At 58.1% G+C, this 16,005-nt stretch carries 12 protein-coding genes and 1 pseudogene; 8 read left to right on the top strand and 5 right to left on the bottom strand.

The features are described 5' to 3' along the window. Positions 1 to 80 precede the first annotated feature (80 nt). The 4 genes and pseudogenes from EH165_RS10735 (at position 81) to EH165_RS10720 (ending at position 5,572) form a co-directional block, all read left to right on the top strand. Positions 81 to 467, top strand: a complete 387-nt coding sequence (locus tag EH165_RS10735) for a hypothetical protein (RefSeq protein WP_124799443.1) — start codon at positions 81 to 83, stop codon at positions 465 to 467. A gap of 618 nt (positions 468 to 1,085) precedes the next feature. Continuing rightward, positions 1,086 to 1,976 (top strand): dTDP-4-dehydrorhamnose reductase, encoded by an 891-nt coding sequence (gene rfbD, locus EH165_RS10730; RefSeq protein ID WP_124799442.1) that lies wholly within the window; start codon positions 1,086 to 1,088, stop codon positions 1,974 to 1,976. Positions 1,977 to 2,556: 580 nt separating this feature from the next. Continuing rightward, on the top strand, positions 2,557 to 4,131 hold the full coding sequence (locus EH165_RS10725; protein WP_164479199.1) for a CAP domain-containing protein: 1,575 nt from the start codon (positions 2,557 to 2,559) through the stop codon (positions 4,129 to 4,131). A gap of 144 nt (positions 4,132 to 4,275) precedes the next feature. Then, positions 4,276 to 5,572 (top strand): annotated as a pseudogene (locus EH165_RS10720) (IS256 family transposase). A 21-nt stretch (positions 5,573 to 5,593) separates the two neighbouring features. Here EH165_RS10720 and EH165_RS10715 read toward each other — a convergent pair. Beyond that, positions 5,594 to 5,842 carry a hypothetical protein gene (locus EH165_RS10715; protein ID WP_124799440.1) on the bottom strand — a complete coding sequence of 83 codons (249 nt, stop codon included), beginning with the start codon at positions 5,840 to 5,842 and terminating at the stop codon, positions 5,594 to 5,596. A 325-nt stretch (positions 5,843 to 6,167) separates the two neighbouring features. Between EH165_RS10715 and EH165_RS10705 the strand changes: the two genes are divergently transcribed. After that, positions 6,168 to 6,521: a transposase gene (locus EH165_RS10705; protein WP_124799438.1), complete on the top strand. Its 354-nt coding sequence runs from the start codon at positions 6,168 to 6,170 to the stop codon at positions 6,519 to 6,521. 166 nt (positions 6,522 to 6,687) lie between these two features. On the opposite strand, the gene EH165_RS10695 is transcribed toward EH165_RS10705, so the two are convergent. The 4 genes from EH165_RS10695 to EH165_RS10680 form a co-directional block, all read right to left on the bottom strand. Continuing rightward, a complete protein-coding gene (locus tag EH165_RS10695) occupies positions 6,688 to 9,186 on the bottom strand; it encodes a glycosyltransferase (RefSeq protein WP_124799436.1) in 2,499 nt (832 codons plus the stop codon). Next, on the bottom strand, positions 9,179 to 10,354 hold the full coding sequence (locus EH165_RS10690; RefSeq protein WP_124799435.1) for an ABC transporter ATP-binding protein: 1,176 nt from the start codon (positions 10,352 to 10,354) through the stop codon (positions 9,179 to 9,181). The genes EH165_RS10695 and EH165_RS10690 overlap by 8 nt, the downstream gene beginning before the upstream one ends. 83 nt (positions 10,355 to 10,437) lie before the next feature. Continuing rightward, positions 10,438 to 11,271 (bottom strand): ABC transporter permease, encoded by an 834-nt coding sequence (locus EH165_RS10685; RefSeq protein WP_124799434.1) that lies wholly within the window; start codon positions 11,269 to 11,271, stop codon positions 10,438 to 10,440. Between the two features lie 131 nt (positions 11,272 to 11,402). After that, positions 11,403 to 12,488, bottom strand: a complete 1,086-nt coding sequence (locus EH165_RS10680) for a methyltransferase domain-containing protein (protein ID WP_124799433.1) — start codon at positions 12,486 to 12,488, stop codon at positions 11,403 to 11,405. Positions 12,489 to 12,676: 188 nt separating this feature from the next. Between EH165_RS10680 and EH165_RS10675 the strand changes: the two genes are divergently transcribed. From EH165_RS10675 to EH165_RS10665, 3 genes are all read left to right on the top strand, one after another. Further along, positions 12,677 to 13,024, top strand: coding sequence for a hypothetical protein (locus EH165_RS10675; protein ID WP_124799432.1), 348 nt, complete (start codon positions 12,677 to 12,679; stop codon positions 13,022 to 13,024). A gap of 71 nt (positions 13,025 to 13,095) precedes the next feature. After that, complete coding sequence (locus EH165_RS10670; protein WP_124799431.1) at positions 13,096 to 14,649, top strand: glycosyltransferase family 2 protein; 1,554 nt, start codon at positions 13,096 to 13,098, stop codon at positions 14,647 to 14,649. A gap of 39 nt (positions 14,650 to 14,688) precedes the next feature. Continuing rightward, the gene (locus EH165_RS10665) at positions 14,689 to 15,792 is read left to right on the top strand and encodes a glycosyltransferase family 4 protein (protein ID WP_124799430.1); all 1,104 of its coding nucleotides are present in this window, start codon (positions 14,689 to 14,691) and stop codon (positions 15,790 to 15,792) included. Positions 15,793 to 16,005 lie beyond the last annotated feature (213 nt).

The following is a 16,005-nucleotide window of genomic DNA, read 5'->3' as shown; positions in this document are numbered from 1 at the left end:
GGACCGCGGCCCGTGGGGCCGAGCGGCCCCGCGGATTCACGCGGAGGCACGGCGAACACTCTGGTCTCGGGGTACTGACTGTGGACATTCGGGCGCTGCGGCTGCTGATCGGCTTCCGACCACGCGCGACGATACGGATCGTCGCGCTGCGGATTCTGGTTCGCCGGGAGTGGGCGCTGGGGGTTTTGGCCCTGGGGGTTTTGCGGGTTGTGGTTTTGGAGGTTCGGGCGCTGGGGGTTTTGCGGGTGCGGTCGCTGGGGGTTTTGACCCTGCGGGTTCGGGCGCTGGGGGTTTTGGCCCTGTGCACTTGGCTGCCTGCGCAGGGGGGAGCTGGCCTCGGATCCATCGGTGGTGCGTCGTTCACCGGATCGGCTTACCGGTTGTGGGCGCTGGTCTTGCCAGGCGGGTGGACGGCCTTGTGGGCGCTGATCCCGAAAGCGCTGATCAAAGTTCGGCGATGGGGATGACGCCGGCAGTCGAGGCACCTCGCGCGGGGCTGGGCCGCGTGGTGTTTGGTCGCGTAATGTTTGGTCGCGCGGGTCTCGGTCGCGTTGTCCCCGGTCCCGTTGTCCCTGGTCCCGTTGTCCCTGGTCCCGTTGACCTGAGCCGCGTGAAAGTGGGTAGGCAGAATCTGGGTGCGACTCGCTGGCAGCTTGGGGACGGTGTGGCAATACCGGTGGCTGCCCTTTGCGGGTGCCATCCGTGCGGGGGTCGTTTACGCGCGGATCGTTCCCGCGTGGAGTCTCACCGTAACGACCGGCGTCGTCGGCCCGCGGACCATACCGACGCGGCCCGCGGTTGTCCGGGGTCTCGCGGTCGCTCATTGGGTGCCTTCCTTGAACTGCTCGTCTAATTCCCTGCGCTGCTGGTGTCTCGGACTAGTGCTTTCCAGCGTCCGTGTGTCCTGGGTCGATAGCCCCTTCTCCATAGTCCCAGTAGTACCGACGTGATCGCTGCACCTTGGGTTGCGCGTCGACGGGGTATGTGAAGTATTTTCTGGATCGTAAGGGCTTGGAATCGGGGGCCGTCGAAGCATGGTTGTTGGATACGCTCTGCTGACCAACCACTGTGACCGAAGGACTTTCATGACTGCATTGCTCATCACCGGCGCGCGGGGCCAGCTCGGAACCGACCTTGTCACTCTGGCAGCCAGTGAAAACATTTCAGCAGAGGGCCTGGGGTTCGCTGATCTGGACATCACCAACGCTCTGGACGTCGAAACGGCCGTTGCTGCGTTTGCCGCGAAGCATCGAGCGGACGGAGTCATTATCAACGCAGCCGCCTATACCGCCGTGGACAAGGCAGAGGCAGATTCTGACGCTGCTTATGCAGTGAATGCGGCTGGACCAGAGAATCTGGCGCGATCAGCTGCGGCGCACGGTCTCGGGTTGATTCACGTCTCGACCGACTACGTGTTCCCGGGTGATGGCACCACACCGTACGAAGTGGACTCGGCCACCGGGCCCACATCTGTCTATGGCGCCTCCAAGTTGCTGGGCGAGCAGGCGGTGCTCAGGGAGCATCCGCGCGCGCATGTTGTCCGGACTGCCTGGGTATTTGGTGTGACCGGCCCAAACTTCGTGAAAACGATGTGCATGCTCGAAGGCAAGCACCCGACTGTCTCGGTGGTGAGCGATCAAACCGGCTCGCCGACATGGTCGCGAGATCTGGCAGCCGGGCTGATTGAACTAGCACAAAGGTCGGATGTTCCGGGTGGGGTGCTCCACGCCACCAACGCTGGAGCGACGACCTGGTGTGGCTTAACACGGGCCATTTTTGAACTCATAGGTGCCGATCCGAGTCGAGTTCTGGAGACCACCACGGGTGCTTTCCCACGCCCGGCTCCGAGACCCGCATATTCAGTGATGTCCTCGAAGGCGTGGGAAGGTGCGGGGCTCACTCCGCTGCGAGCCTGGCAAGAGGCGCTCTCATCTGCCCTGCGTGACCACCGAGAAGCGTTCCTGCCTGAGGGGTGACGAGGGGCAGGAGATCATTTTTGTTCTTGCACCGTCGACATTGGGAGCCCGGTGATTTTCTCCCCACCTGACGGGGAAGTCGAGCCCTCCCTGCATTCTGGGTGGCTGGTGTTGCCCCCGCAGTCCCCAAATGGGCGATTTGCCCTTTTGCGCACGAATCGAGATCGGTAATTTCCTCGAAAGAGTGGAATCTAACGATTCCCGGGTGAATCTACCGGGATAGTTTTTGCCCACCTCACGGGCTGTCGTGTCAAGAGAGCCATGAATCCCTCCAATAGGTGTTTCACGCGCCTGAATGCTTGGAGAGCCGAGCACTTTCTCAGAAGCTGACGTCGGGTTGCGTGTCACGGCTTGCAGCATTCTCACACGCAACTGTGCAGAGCGTGACGTTTTGCTACTCAGAGTAGTTAATCTGGCCTCTGGGAACGACGGTTTCGTCATTTGCTCACCGAAACGTCGACTTAGTTACCAGGCGAAATCAAATCCCCTTGTGACGCTAGGCAACGGTATTGTTACTAGGAGTAGTAGACCTGACGTCGAAATCCTGCGTCCGTTTGCATCCCTGCGTGAAAGGCCACACATGCTTCAGACACTCACTGCCGGACGTGTTTCTCCGGTTGCCACAGGCGGGCGAGCGAAAGCCAACCGCCTCTTGGCGTGCCTCGTGCTGGTGTGCGCGATGCTAGTGCCCGCCGTCGCATCGGCACCCATGGCTTTGGCTGCTGGCCCACAGCTAACCGCCTTCGATCAGGAGTTGATCAGCATGATCAACGTCAAGCGTTCCGCGGCTGGTCTGCCACAAGTTCAGGAAGCAACGGGACTCACGAATCTGTCCGTGTGGTGGTCGAGCCAGATGGCAGACGGGGCTACCGGCAATCAGCTTCAGCACAACCCGAATGCATTCCAGCAGGTCACCAGCTATGGAGCGTCGAACCGTACGTCATGGGGTGAGAACGTGGCGAAGTGGTCGCCGGCCTCGGTCACCGCCCAATCAATTTTTGACTCGTACTGGGCGTCGCCAGGGCACAAAGCCAACATTCTTGGCGCGTCATTCCGATTTGTCGGAATGGGATCTGTCACCGGCTCGAACGGTGCGAGTTGGAACACGATGACCTTCACGGACCAGGTTGAGCCTGGGCAGGTGGTCGCTCCGCCGGCCCCAGTACCGAATGGGAACCCTGTCGGCGTTGTCGACGTAGTGCAGAAGTCGGGCAGCACGGTTTACGTCCAGGGGTGGGGCTGGGATCCGGACGCCCTATCCAGTTCAGCCGCAGTGCATATCTATGATTTTCTGCCGTCCGGCGGTTCCGTTGGTTATCAGACCGTTGCCAATATTCCGCGGGCAGACGTTTGGGCCGCGTATCCAGCCAGCGGCCCAAATCGTGGGTACGGATTGACCATCCCAATTTCGGGAACAGGTAAGCACAATATTTGCGCCTATGTGATTAACCAGGGCCCTGGCGGGAACGTTCAGGTCGGTTGCCGCGCGGTGGAGGTGGGTCAACCCTTTGGTTCCTTTGATACTGCAGTTATAAGTCCGGGCTCAGTCAGCGTTTCAGGTTGGAGCATTGATCCGGGAGCGCCCACCACTTCAACACAAGTGCACGTGTACGACACGGGGCCTACTGGGACTGTTGGCTACCAGCTGCAAGCGTCTCAGTCCAGATCTGATGTTGGGGCAGTATACCCTGGCACCGGTTCCAATCATGGTTTCAGGCAGGCCCTTTCGATTACGGCGGAGGGAAACCATAATCTCTGTGCGTACGTAATTTCGGCGAGCGCAGGGAGTAATCAGTCGTTGGGTTGCAAGACGATCGTGATTCGATACTTGACTGGCGTGGTTGATTCTGCTCGTGCGGCCGGCAGTCAGATATCGGTGCAGGGTTGGGTATTTGACGCGTTGAACCCCTCCGCCACAGTTGAGATTCATGCATACGTCTCTGGCCCTGCCGGGGTAATTGGTTATCCAGGAAATTACGCAAACGGCCCTCGCGGTGATGTCGGAGCGGCATATGGAACCGGCAACAATCACGGATTTGGGTTCAGCATTCCCAGCAGTGGTCGCGGTGCGAACACCGTCTGTTTATACGCCATTAGTACCCAAGCTGCTTCGGGAAACAAGGAGTTAGGCTGCCAACAAGTGGTGGTGAATTAGCTCCGAATAGGCGGCACTCACATTGACTGAAACCGACCGTTATCTCTGGCGATAAACGCTCCTTCCCAAGGCTGGGACTGTGGATTTAACGGTGTTTCCGCACCTGACGCGCTGCGCAGGATGCGTGGCGGGAAAGGTGCCGTGATGACAACGACACTTGATGCTGTGAGTCCTAAAAAAAACCAGAATGATGACCGATCCGCCGAGGCTGCTGCGGCGGCCGAGTTGGTTCCGATGGCGAAAGAACGAGGCTTGTCCCTGACAGGCACTGATGGGCTGTTGAAGCTGTTAACGAAGAACGTGTTCGAGGCCGCGCTGAATGAGGAGCTCGCTGAGCACCTTGGGCATGAGAAGAACCGCGCCAACCCGGATCGCGGGCCTGGGAATGTCCGCGGGCGGCACGAGAGCGAAGACGGTGCTCACTGAAGCGACCGGTCAGGTCACGATCGAGGTCCCAAGGGATCGGGATGGTTCGTTCGAGCCGCAGACCGCGGGCGAAACGTCAACGCCGCTCAATGGGGTTGAGGAGATTGCGCTGTCTTTGTATGCCAACTCGCCTCACGACGGGTGAGATCAGCGCACACTTCGCCCAGATCTACGGGGCGTCGGTGTCAAAGGAGACGATCTCAAGGATCACCGACAAAGTCATCGAGGAAATGCACGAATGGTCGGCCCGGCCGCTGGACGGGGTTTACGCGGCGATTTTCATTGATGCGATTGTGGTGAAGATCCGTGATGGTCAGGTCGCGAACCGGCCCGTTTACGCAGCTATCGGCTTCACCCTGGCCGGGGAGAAAGACGTCCTCGGGCTGTGGGTCGGAACCGGCGGTGAAGGCGCGAAGCTTGCGGATGAGCGTCTTAACCGACATTAAGAACCGTGGGGTTCGGGACGTTCTCTTCCTCATCTGCGACGGTTTGAAGGGACTGCCTGACTTGGTGGGCAATGTGTGGCCGCTCACCACGGTGCGAACGTGGATCATCTCTCCTGGTTCGCAATACCTTTTGGCTGGCGTCGAAGAAGGACTGGGATGCGCTCAAACGCGATGTGAAACCGATCTACACCGCCCCGAACCACAACGCCGCCGGCGCAGCGTTGGAGGACCTCACCGAGAAATGGGGGAAGAAGTCCGGTGCGATCATCCGGCTCTGGGAATCGGCGTGGGAAGAATTCATTCCGTTCTTGGATTACGACCTGGAGATCCGGACCGTGATCTGCTCAAGAAATGCCATCGAATCACTCAACGCGAGGTACCGGCGAGCGGTCCGAGCTAGGGGTCATTTCCCGACTGAGCAAGCGGCGTTGAAGTGCCTGTACCTTGTCACTCGTAGTCTCGATCCCACGGGTCGTGGCCGCACCCGATGGACAATGAGGTGGAAGCCAGCGCGGGGCGCATTCGCGATCACTTTCGCCGACCGCTGGCCGACAGCAGAAACCTACTAACCAAAAATGCTGGAAACACCGTTAACGAGATAGTCCCCCCGATGCGCCACCACCTGTGACGGTGTTGGGGCTCACGATACCCGTCGCGGGAAAGGCAAATACGAAACAGACCCCGATACCGGGGCCAGAACGTGGGTGGACCGATTCGACACCGACCTGGTCGACTTGGGCGGTAACGGTGGACTGTTCGCGCAGGTGAACGGCCGGAACTCCGAGGTGGTGATCACCCGGTTGCAAGCCCAAGACGTGAGCCTGGTCGGCTGGAATCACCCACGTCTGGATGGACCCATCCACCGCCTATGCAAGAGCAGCGAGGATCGCGTTAGCGAACGCCGTGGTGGTCGTGGACCGGTTTTCGCCTGGTGATGCTCGCCAACCGGGCAGTCACTTCAATACCGGCGATAGTTGGCCTGGACTAGGCGCGGCCGAAGGGGCCGAAAAACTGATCCTGAGTGGGGTAAACGCAACCGGCTGCTGCGGGCCGCGGAGAACCTCACCGAGGATGAGATGGCCAAGATGCTCACCGCAATCCGCGGCGCTGACACCACCGGTGGGTTGGAAAAGTGCTGGCAAGTGAAAGGAAAAGCCCCGCTCGTTGCTGTCCCTGGCTGGCACTAACCCAGACCGATCCCAGGTCTGGAACCGGCTTATCGACTTCTACCAGCACTGCGCCGACGCCGACATTCCGCAACTGGGCCGCTTGGCGTGGACCATCACCATCTGGCAACCATCAATCATCGCCGGCATCAACACCGGAATCAGCAACGGCAAAACCGAAGGCTACAACCGCATCGTCAACTCCATCACGGCTACGCCCCACAGCGACGGCTCCATGGTCGGCTGTGTCGCATTCGGGTTCAGAAACACCGAAAACCACAAAAGGAGAATACGATTCGCTTGCACCCGAGCATCACGCCGGGAGCCAACCAGAACCGCTAAGTCCCACTGAGTCTGAAGAGCCGGCAAACGGATCACTGGACCCAACCGGCAAAGGCAGCCCGCGATGGGCAATGAGATGGAAACCAGCACTCATCGCCTTCGAAGGACGCATCACCCGAGGCAGCAATTAACCATGACCCGAATCCAGATCCGCCGATTATCTGACAGGCCCAACCTTAGCGACTCAGGAGTTTGAGGGAAGTTCGCTTGAGCCGCCCCACGATTCGAGTGGCTAGTTCTCTTACACCGCCGGCCTTCAGGTACATCTTCAACAAAGCCAAATCGGTAGAAAGATTGGGTTTGTAGTGTTGTTTGGAAGTAGGCCAAGCCAATGCCGCCCCAGATATCCGATCAGGTGCGGGCCGAGGATCTCGGCAGAACTCCAACAACGGAGTCAGGGCATGTTCCCAAGTATATTGGTCCCGGAGGGAGGAAATATTGTCCTTGACGCGCTTGGCGAATTCTTCGTCGTACAGCACGATCTCGAGGGCCTCGGCTAGCTCGGTGACGTTCTCCGCGCTGACTGCGATTCCCAGGCCCTTTTCCCGGACCAACTCGCCGAAACTGTCGCCGCCTGTCGTGACGATGGGCAGCCCAGCCCACAAGTAGTCCAAGATCCGGGTTCGAAACGAGAACGTCGTCTCCACGTGGTCGAAGTGTGTGGTGACGCCCGCATCGGAATCCAGCAGATAGTTATGGCGATCGTCGTAGTCAACCCAGATTTCGTTGAAGAAGACATTCTTGCCGGTCAGACCCAGGGAGTCCGCGAGCGCACGAGCTTCGTTCGCAGCCCGCATTTGCGGGACATGCGGGTTCGGATGCTTCATCCCCAGGAAAACCAACCGGATGTTCCCCCTCCGCTCGGCGAGCTCGCCGACGGCCTTCACCAAAGTCTGCGGGTCAAACCAGTTGTAGACGCCGCCACCCCAGATGACGACCTTGTCGTCCGCATTGATGCCGTCAAAGGTCCCTTTGAGCGCATGCCGTGTTTGTACTGGTGCTTCCGTAGTGAGGCCGAACGGCGCAATGTCTATCAGCTGATCCAGGCTTTCGTCGACCGCGTAATTGTCGGGATTGATTCTCCCCACAGCGGCAAGTTGGCCGAGCCAAAAATGCCGTTGGCGGTCGGAAGCGCAGAGGAAAAAGTCACCGCGGCGAAGCTGCATATTAAGAACATCTGTCGCCGACGACACCACATTGCGCCACTGCTCTGGAGCAAGCTCACGAGCTTGCTCCAGTTGTTCCAGGTGCATCGGATCGTAAAGGTCGCAGATCATGATCTTGTCTGTTTTTTGCAAAGCTGAGTACTGGGAAAGCGCATAGCCCTGGAACATGATGATGTCAGCCCACTGCACGTGCTTGTCCATCGACCGGGTGTTGTGCACGGGGGCCAAGTCAACATCAAAGATCGGCGACACCACGTCAACGAAGCTGGTGCTGACCAGGCGAACATCGTGTTCGGCGCCGAGGAGTGTCGCAATATGCCACGCACGAATAGCCGGGCCCGCCATCTGCTTACTCAACCTGTCGCCAGTGACGATGAGGATGCGGCGACGTTGCTGCAGATGGTCTGCCACGCCGAAGGCTTCCACGATGGATTGATATCCCTGGAGTGTTCGGGCGTCACTCTGCATGGAACGCATCGAGTCACCGAAAAGGCGCATGAGATCTGCATCGGAGCGCTTTCGGCTGCTTTGCAGTTCCACTCGGGTCCTAGTCAGATCTGCCAAGTTTTCGACGAAGGAATCTACTGCGAACAAACCGGCCAACGCTGTTTTTGGCACGGTGACATCTTCACCTACGTGTTCGGCAGCGCGTCGCAGGTCCAAAGATTCGGAATCAAGGCCGCCGCGGACCACCGCTCGGCGCGCGGTAAGCGCTAGAGCGCCTGGCAGGGCAGCAGCAAGCGTGGCGTCCGAGAAGTTCTTGTAAATGGTCATCAGCGCATTACGGTCGAGCAAAAAATCCTCGTGATAGTTACCGAAGGACTTCATTGAGGCATGGTGACGATGGAAGACCAACGAACTCGGCACATATCGCACACGCCAACCGAGCAAGTTAAGGCGCCACCCATAATCCACGTCCTCGAAGAACATGAAGAATCGCTCGTCAAATCCACCGGTGGAGAGAAATAAGTCGCGTCGGGTAATCAAGGCCGCGCCAGTCCCGAACAGGACGTCCTTGCCTGTGTTCCAGCCGACGTCATCTGGCTGATTAACCTCTTTCTTGTACCCCATTCCGTACCAAGTCAGATCACCTCCCACGTAATCGACGACACTTCCGTCCCAGCTGAGCACCTTGCATGCGACGGCACCGACATCCGCATGATTTTCCAACTCTGGGATGGCTGTCCGAAGCCAATCCTCGTGCGGTTTGGCATCGTTGTTCAGAAACGCCACATAGGACCCGGTTGCTTCTCGAGCACCGAGGTTGCACCCCCCGGTGAAACCGGTATTTGTCTTAGATTCGATCAATCGCACATCGGGGAACGCGGCGCGGATCCGCGTGACACTGTCGTCGCCGGAGGCGTTGTCGACGCATATGATTTCCAACGATTGGGTCGGCCAATTCAGTAGCCGCAATGCTTCGATGGCAGCGACCGTGTCATCAGCGCCTCGGAAGTTCAACAGCACCACGGACACGAGTGGCGCATTTTGCGTGACGGCGTCAGACATCCAAGCTCCCAGCGACTGCATTTGCTGCCGGCAGCGGGTGCGTCACCGGATCTTGCCAGCTTCCGTTGAATGTGACGATTCCCCCAGATTCGCGGGGATCGCCAAAATCGACGTGGAAGCGAACACAATTTCTCACCAAGTCAAAGACGTGCGAATTTTGGTTCACGATCGATGCGGTCAGGTCGAAGGTTCCAGGCTGGAGTGGCAATGCGGGGATCATGAGATCAATGCTGCCAATGCCCTGCAAGGAGGCAACCGGATGGTCTGCGTCGATCGTGTTGTGCGCCCACACATACACACCATCGGCATTCTCAAGCGCGTACCCGAAGGCCGCCTGCTCGATGGGCACGCCACAGTTGTAGTGGAGGCGCAACGTCAACGGGTCGCCCGTTCGAAAGCGATCGCGACGAGATCCGTCGGCTGCCAGCGTCTCTACTAAACTGATAAATGCCTCGCCGGAACCGCTTCTGCCCTCGGTAGGGGCAATCGGTTGAGCGTCTGGCAACACAATCTCGGCCCGCGCTTGGTGCGAGGCATCCATGTAGCCGTCGACGATTTCGTTGGCTTTGCCTGCCTTCACTAATTTGCCGTGTTCCAACCAGATCGCCTGGTCACACATGGAGCGTAAAGACCCCATTGCGTGCGACACGATAACGACGGTTTTACCCTGGCGCCGAAAATCTGCGAACTTATCCATGCATTTTTCTTGGAAGGCAGCATCACCCACTGCAAGAACCTCATCGACTAGCAAGATGTCCGGGTCGACGTTAATGGCAATAGCGAAACCGAGTCGAACATACATTCCTGAAGAATAGTTTTTTACCGGCTGGTCGATGAACTCTGAAATGCCTGCAAAGTCTACGATGGCATCGAACTTGCGCTCAAGTTCTTTCTTGGTGAGCCCCAAGATCGAACCGTTGAGATAGACGTTCTCGCGGCCTGAGAGTTCGGGGTGAAATCCAGACCCAAGTTCGAGAAGGGCTGCGATCCGACCGTTGACCGTCACGGAACCTTTATCGGGCATGAGGATCTGCGCGACACACTTCAGCAAGGTTGATTTGCCGGAGCCATTTTCCCCGATGAGACCGAAGGTCGAACCTTCCGGGATCTCAAAGTCGACATCCTTCAACGCCCAAAATTCTTCAAAAGAAGCACGTTTTCCGCGCATGAGGGCAGCTTTAAGTGATTGGTTTCTCTCACGGTAGAGCTTGAATCGCTTCGATAAATCACTGACGATAACTGCTGATGAGCTCACAGTTCCTCTGCAATCTTTCCTTGGAACCGTGTGAAGACCCAGATTCCCAACGTCATCGATATAGCTGCTGCACAGAAACAATAGAGCGCGTCATCCCAGGCTGGCCATCGATTATCGTAGAAGAGGTTTCGGAAAATAGTCGAGAATCTATCCAGCGGGTTTAGGCGATAGATGAATTCCAACGGTATATTGTTACCCTGCGCTTTTAGTTCGATTTGCTTATCTTGAATGAGGTGCACAGGATAGATAATGGGAGTCGCATAAAACCATATCTGCATGAAAATTCCCACAAACTGCGCGGTGTCCCTGAAGTAAACATTAGCTATTGAAAGCATTAATGCGATACCAAGGCCGAAAAATGCCATCACAACAACAGCGACGATAACTCCGGGGAGGAACAGCCACGGGGTAGCGCCGAAGAGAACGAGGGCCACCAACAGGACAACGAGTTCGAAGCCAAACGTGACCAAGCTCGCCAACATCGATGCGACAACTAGTGTGTACCTCGGGAAATAGACCTTTTGGAGGAGGTTGCCATTACTCACCAACGCCGACATTCCGCCTTGAACCGTGTTGTTGAAGAAGTTCCACGGTAGGAGCGCACAGGCTAACCAGAGAGCAAAGACCTTGAGGCCGCTTGGATCCCCGGGGGCGGGATTTTGCCGGAGCACGAATCCGAACACCAGCGAGTAAATAGAGAGTGTGGCAATCGGGTTGAGAAGGGACCAGCCCTGCCCGAGCAGGCTTCGCTTGTACTTGCCCCGCACCTCCCGCATCGTCAGATTGGAAAGTAGCTCTCTGGAACCCCGAAGGTCACCTAATACGCTCATATAGTCGCCTCGCACATCATGACCATGTTAGTCGACCGCGCAGGTTTCTCCCTCGAATTGGACCTAGCGTCGTTGTCCGGTGAGACATCAAGGTCTGGGCGAGTAGTGGAGATCTTCCCACTTGTTGCCGGTCACCGGCGTCTACGGGGCAGGATTATATCGGTGACAAGGTGGTGGAGCCGGAAGGTCTTAGTCGCTCTCACCGCCTCCAGTTCCTTCGTGGCGGCGGCTAGTTCCGCTGCTAGGTCCTGAGTCGCCGGGCCATCGGCGGGAGGGGCGAGGTCGGCAGCGCTTGCTCGTTCGCTGTGCACCCGGCTCAGCTCCATTTGGGTGGAGTTGAGTTGTGTCCATAGCGTGTCGACCTGAGATGACAGCGCTTTCCGCTCACCTTCGCAGGCGGCGACCCGGTGCTCGGCGTCGGCCAAGGCGCTGGCCGTAGCGGTGAGTTCGGCGGCAATCTGGTTCACGTTTTCATGTAGGCCAGCGATATGGTTCTCGGATTCCTGTAGGCGCCACGCCGCTCTCTGGGCCAGCCCCGCCGCACCCTCGGGGACAGCGGTCAAAACAAACTGGTAGGTGGTGGCGTCATGATCCTTTGCGATGGCTTCTATAACGCTTGGGTCGATCTCATCCTCGCGCACCCCGAGTTCAGTGGTAAAAAGACCTGCTTTGGTGGTCCGAACCTCAGTAGCGATGAAACCCGCATCGGTGAGCAGCTCCTGCAACGTATCTCGGGTAAAGAAGCGTAGGTGAGTCGTATCGAGCAGTCCTAAGTTGCGGTACTGAAAACGTCCCAGCAGCAGGGACATTCGGACGTCGCCATGCGACACGTTGGGAATAGAGATGACGATGTATCCGTCAGGGTTGAGAAGCTGCCGCGCTTGTCGGAGCGTGGGGAGCGGATCGCGTAGATGCTCGAGAACATCGCCGAAAACGACGACGTCAAATTTCTCGCCGTCCATGGCGACAGCCAAATCAGCGTTGTCTAGATCCGCCACCACCACGCGCTTCATGTGTGCTCGGGCTGTTTCGGCTGCTTCAGGGTCGTACTCGACGCCGCTGACCCAGTTGCCGAATGCGTTGAGGGTCTGCGCGAGATAGCCCGTTGCGCAGCCCACGTCCAACACTGACTTATTTGATCCGACAAGCTCGACCATGAACCTGTGTGAGGTTCCTTCGTTGCCCAAATCCACCGAAATATCGTATTTCGAGATCACTTTGCGGTCCTTCAGGTTGATTTTGCATTGACTCTAGCCGCCGTCGGGTGTCGTGGGGCAGCCGACCTTTGGTGCTCTGCTTGACGGCCACCTATAATTTGGTCCATCACGACTGTGCTCCCTCTGGCTAGCGCCAATGCTAGGGCTGGCTCTTCACAGCACACGACCGACACCAGGGAGAACGAGTAGTGGCCGAAAATTCAGCACCGCCTACGCCAGCAGCGGGCTTCAACGCCGATTCGGTGACTCTCGAGCGCCAGCTTTATCTCGTGGACCGAATAATTGGACTGGAAGCAAAGCTGGCCGAGTGGACTGTCCGCGATGAAGCCAAATTTCAGATAATGCACGCCAACTGGGACAGCGATCGAGAGAACCTGCACTTAGCGCGACTCGAAGACGCGCGACTGCGACAAGAAGTTGCCAGACTCGAATCAGAGGTCGCCGCGATGCGGAACACACGGGTGTGGCGGGCGGGCCTCCGGATTCAGCCAGCCACTCGCATTGTGAAGCGGGCACTAGGTCGTGGATCGCGGTGAATTCGAGGAAGTCGCCCGAAGTTCACCCACGCCGCTTCGCCGCTGCGTTAAGCCCCCACTGGAAACCGCAGTTGAGCATCCTGGTACCAGTCTTTCGTCCTGACCGTCGTTTTCTCGAAGAGATGCTCCAGTCCATCCTCATCCAGAATTTCATGGACTGGGAGTTGATCTGCGTTGACGATTGCTCGGAAAGCGAGGAAGTAAGCCTTGTCCTCGCCGACATGGCCCGAGACCCACGAGTCAAGATCATTACGCGTTGCACGAATGGTGGAATTGTCGCCGCGAGCAACGACGCACTGGCGGCGGCTCGCGGAGAATTCGTTGCGCTAGTGGACCATGACGACTTACTGGTCGACGGGGCGTTGGGAGCGGTGATGCATGCCCTAGCCCAGCACGGCGATGCAGACGTGCTCTACACCGACGAAGGCCACGTTGATTCAGAGGGGCTGCTCAGCAACAGCTTTCATAAGCCAGATTTCTCTCCGGAACGACTTCGGGGCCAAATGTACATCGGCCATCTTGGGGTGTATCGCCGCAGCTTGTTGATGCGGATCGGAGGATTCCGGGAGGGCTTCGACGGATCTCAGGACTACGACTTGGCCCTGCGGGCCACCGAACTTGCACGCAGAGTTGTTCATATCCCGCAGGTCTGGTACCGCTGGCGCATACATTCGGCCTCGGTGAGCCAGCGTTCCGACAACGCGCCAGTGTTTGCTGCGGCGCGGCGTGCGCTGGAAGAGCACCTCGAGCGCGTCGGCCTGCAAGGCGTGGTGGAGCAAATTCATTCCGTCGGGGTGTACCGGATCAGATACGCGGTAATCGGTAGCCCGTTGGTATCCATCATCATCCCGACCAGGGGCAGTTCAGCCGAAGTCGGGGGCCAAATCCGTTGCCTCGTAGTTGATGCAGTGCGGAGCGTAGTGGAAAAATCGACCTATCAGAACTTTGAAATCGTGGTGGTGGCGGATGACTCCATGTCGGCGCAGGTGCGTGCCGACCTAGCCCAGGCAGGCGGCGACAAGCTGCGATTCGTGCCTTGGAGCGCGCCGTTCAACTTTGCGGCGAAGATTAACCGCGGAGTCGTCGAATCACAAGGCGATTTCATCCTGATGCTCAACGACGACACCGAAGTAATTACTCCAGATTGGCTCGAGGTGATGCTGGCTCTTGCACAGCAGCCGGACGTCGGCATGGTGGGGCCGATGCTGTACTTCGAGGATGGAACCATTCAACACGGCGGCCACGTGTATTCGGGAGGTGGACCCGGGCATGTCGCGCTCGGTCATCGAGCCGGCAGTACCGGGCCCTTTGCTGGACTGTTGGTAGACCGCGAGGTTTCCGGTGTTACCGGGGCCTGCGCGCTTATGCCCAGAGCCGCGTATTTCGCCGTGGGCGGGATGAATCTGAACTTGCCGATCAATTTCAATGATGTCGACTTGTGCCTCAAAGTGACTAACGCTGGCTACCGAATTATCTGGACTCCGCACGCCGAATTGTTCCATTATGAGTCCAAAACACGAGTTCCACGCGTGGTCCACTACGAATTGGATACCTTGACGCAGCGTTGGGGACGGAATATAGCGACCGATCCGTTCTGGCCTCATGGGCCCGATGAAGGCCAGTGACGGTGAACGAGATCTACGCTCTTCCGTCGCGGTGACAGCATGAGAGTCGCTGTGGACGCAACACCCCTTTTGGGAGATCGCACTGGAATCGGTCAGTACACGGCATATCTCATCGAGGCACTGGCTCGATGCGATGACGTCCTGCTCACGGCGGTTCCGTTTACCATGCGCGGAGGCTGTCGGCCCAGCGATCTCGATGCATCCGTCAGGTGGCGTCACCTACCATTCCCGGCCAGGCTTCTCCAGAGAATCTGGACCAGCTATGACGTGCCTCGTGTCGAGATGTTCGCGGGGAGCGTGGACATATTTCACGGCACCAATTTTGTTCTTCCGCCAAGCGGGCACGCCAAAGGCGTCCTCACTGTTCACGACCTGTCGTATCTGAAATATCCCGAGTTGGTCAACGATGCCTCCTTGAAGTACGTCTCTTTGGTTCCCAAGGGGCTCTCCCGCGCCCAAGCGATCCTCACTCCGAGCCACGCAATTGCTGAAGAAATTATCGCTTCTTACAATGTGGATCCGGCCGCGGTGACGGTCACGCCACTTGGCGTCGACGCACGCTGGTTCACAGCCGCGACCCACACACCGTCCCAGCCCGCCCAGCTAGATTTGCCATCAGAATATATTTTGGCGGTGGGTACTTTGGAACCGCGAAAAGGTTTGGACGTTCTTTTACAGGCGTACAGGCAACTGGCAAGCAGCCGAGAAGACATACCGCCGTTAGTGCTGATAGGCACGCAGGGGTGGGGTCCGGAACTTGACCTCTCTGGTCTGTCGGAATCGCAGCTAATCCGCCCAGGTTATGTGGGCGGGGAGGACTTGCGATCCGTGGTTGCTGGAGCTTCAACGTTCGTTTTCCCTTCGCGCTACGAAGGGTTTGGGCTTCCGCCTTTGGAAGCCATGGCCGCAGGCGTGCCCGTCGTCGCAACGGCGATCCCCACTAGCCATGAGCTGTTGGGAGGATTCGCCGACTTGGTGCCTGTAGGCGATCCCGCAGCGCTTGCAGACAGCATCCTTCGGAGTATTCAAACACCACCCTCGCGAACTCACTTAATGGCAGCCAGTGCGCACGTTGCGCAATTCACTTGGAGTAAGTGTGCGCAGGCCACCATCCAGGCATACTCGCGCGTTGTGGGGGGCTGAGATCGCGCGGTGTCGCGAGCCGGCGAAGCTTTTCGGCTCGACCTGCCATGTGATGCTCTGACGGCTAACGTGCTGCGGACCAAACGCGCACCTTTTTCGTTGCAGCCGGTAACCGCAAGGAACGGATCTTGCCCTTTTGACCTGCTAAAGCTTCAATTGCGGGCAATGGGATTGAGGTGGAAATACACAGCGTGCGCAGCTGACGTTCTTCGT

The sequence above is a fragment of the Nakamurella antarctica genome, from assembly GCF_003860405.1.
GTDB classification, from domain to species: domain Bacteria; phylum Actinomycetota; class Actinomycetes; order Mycobacteriales; family Nakamurellaceae; genus Nakamurella; species Nakamurella antarctica.
The sequence above is the reverse complement of the archived record's forward strand: the minus strand, read 5'-3'. Positions and strand labels throughout refer to the sequence as shown.

Excerpts from the sequence above, each read along its gene's own strand:
- rfbD (WP_124799442.1), top strand. The coding sequence starts at position 1,086 with ATGACTGCATTGCTCATCACCGGCGCGCGGGGCCAGCTCGGAACCGAC.
- EH165_RS10725 (WP_164479199.1), top strand. The coding sequence starts at position 2,557 with ATGCTTCAGACACTCACTGCCGGACGTGTTTCTCCGGTTGCCACAGGC.
- EH165_RS10695 (WP_124799436.1), bottom strand. The coding sequence starts at position 9,186 with ATGTCTGACGCCGTCACGCAAAATGCGCCACTCGTGTCCGTGGTGCTG.
- EH165_RS10690 (WP_124799435.1), bottom strand. The coding sequence starts at position 10,354 with ATGCGCGGAAAACGTGCTTCTTTTGAAGAATTTTGGGCGTTGAAGGAT.
- EH165_RS10685 (WP_124799434.1), bottom strand. The coding sequence starts at position 11,271 with ATGAGCGTATTAGGTGACCTTCGGGGTTCCAGAGAGCTACTTTCCAAT.
- EH165_RS10665 (WP_124799430.1), top strand. The coding sequence starts at position 14,689 with ATGAGAGTCGCTGTGGACGCAACACCCCTTTTGGGAGATCGCACTGGA.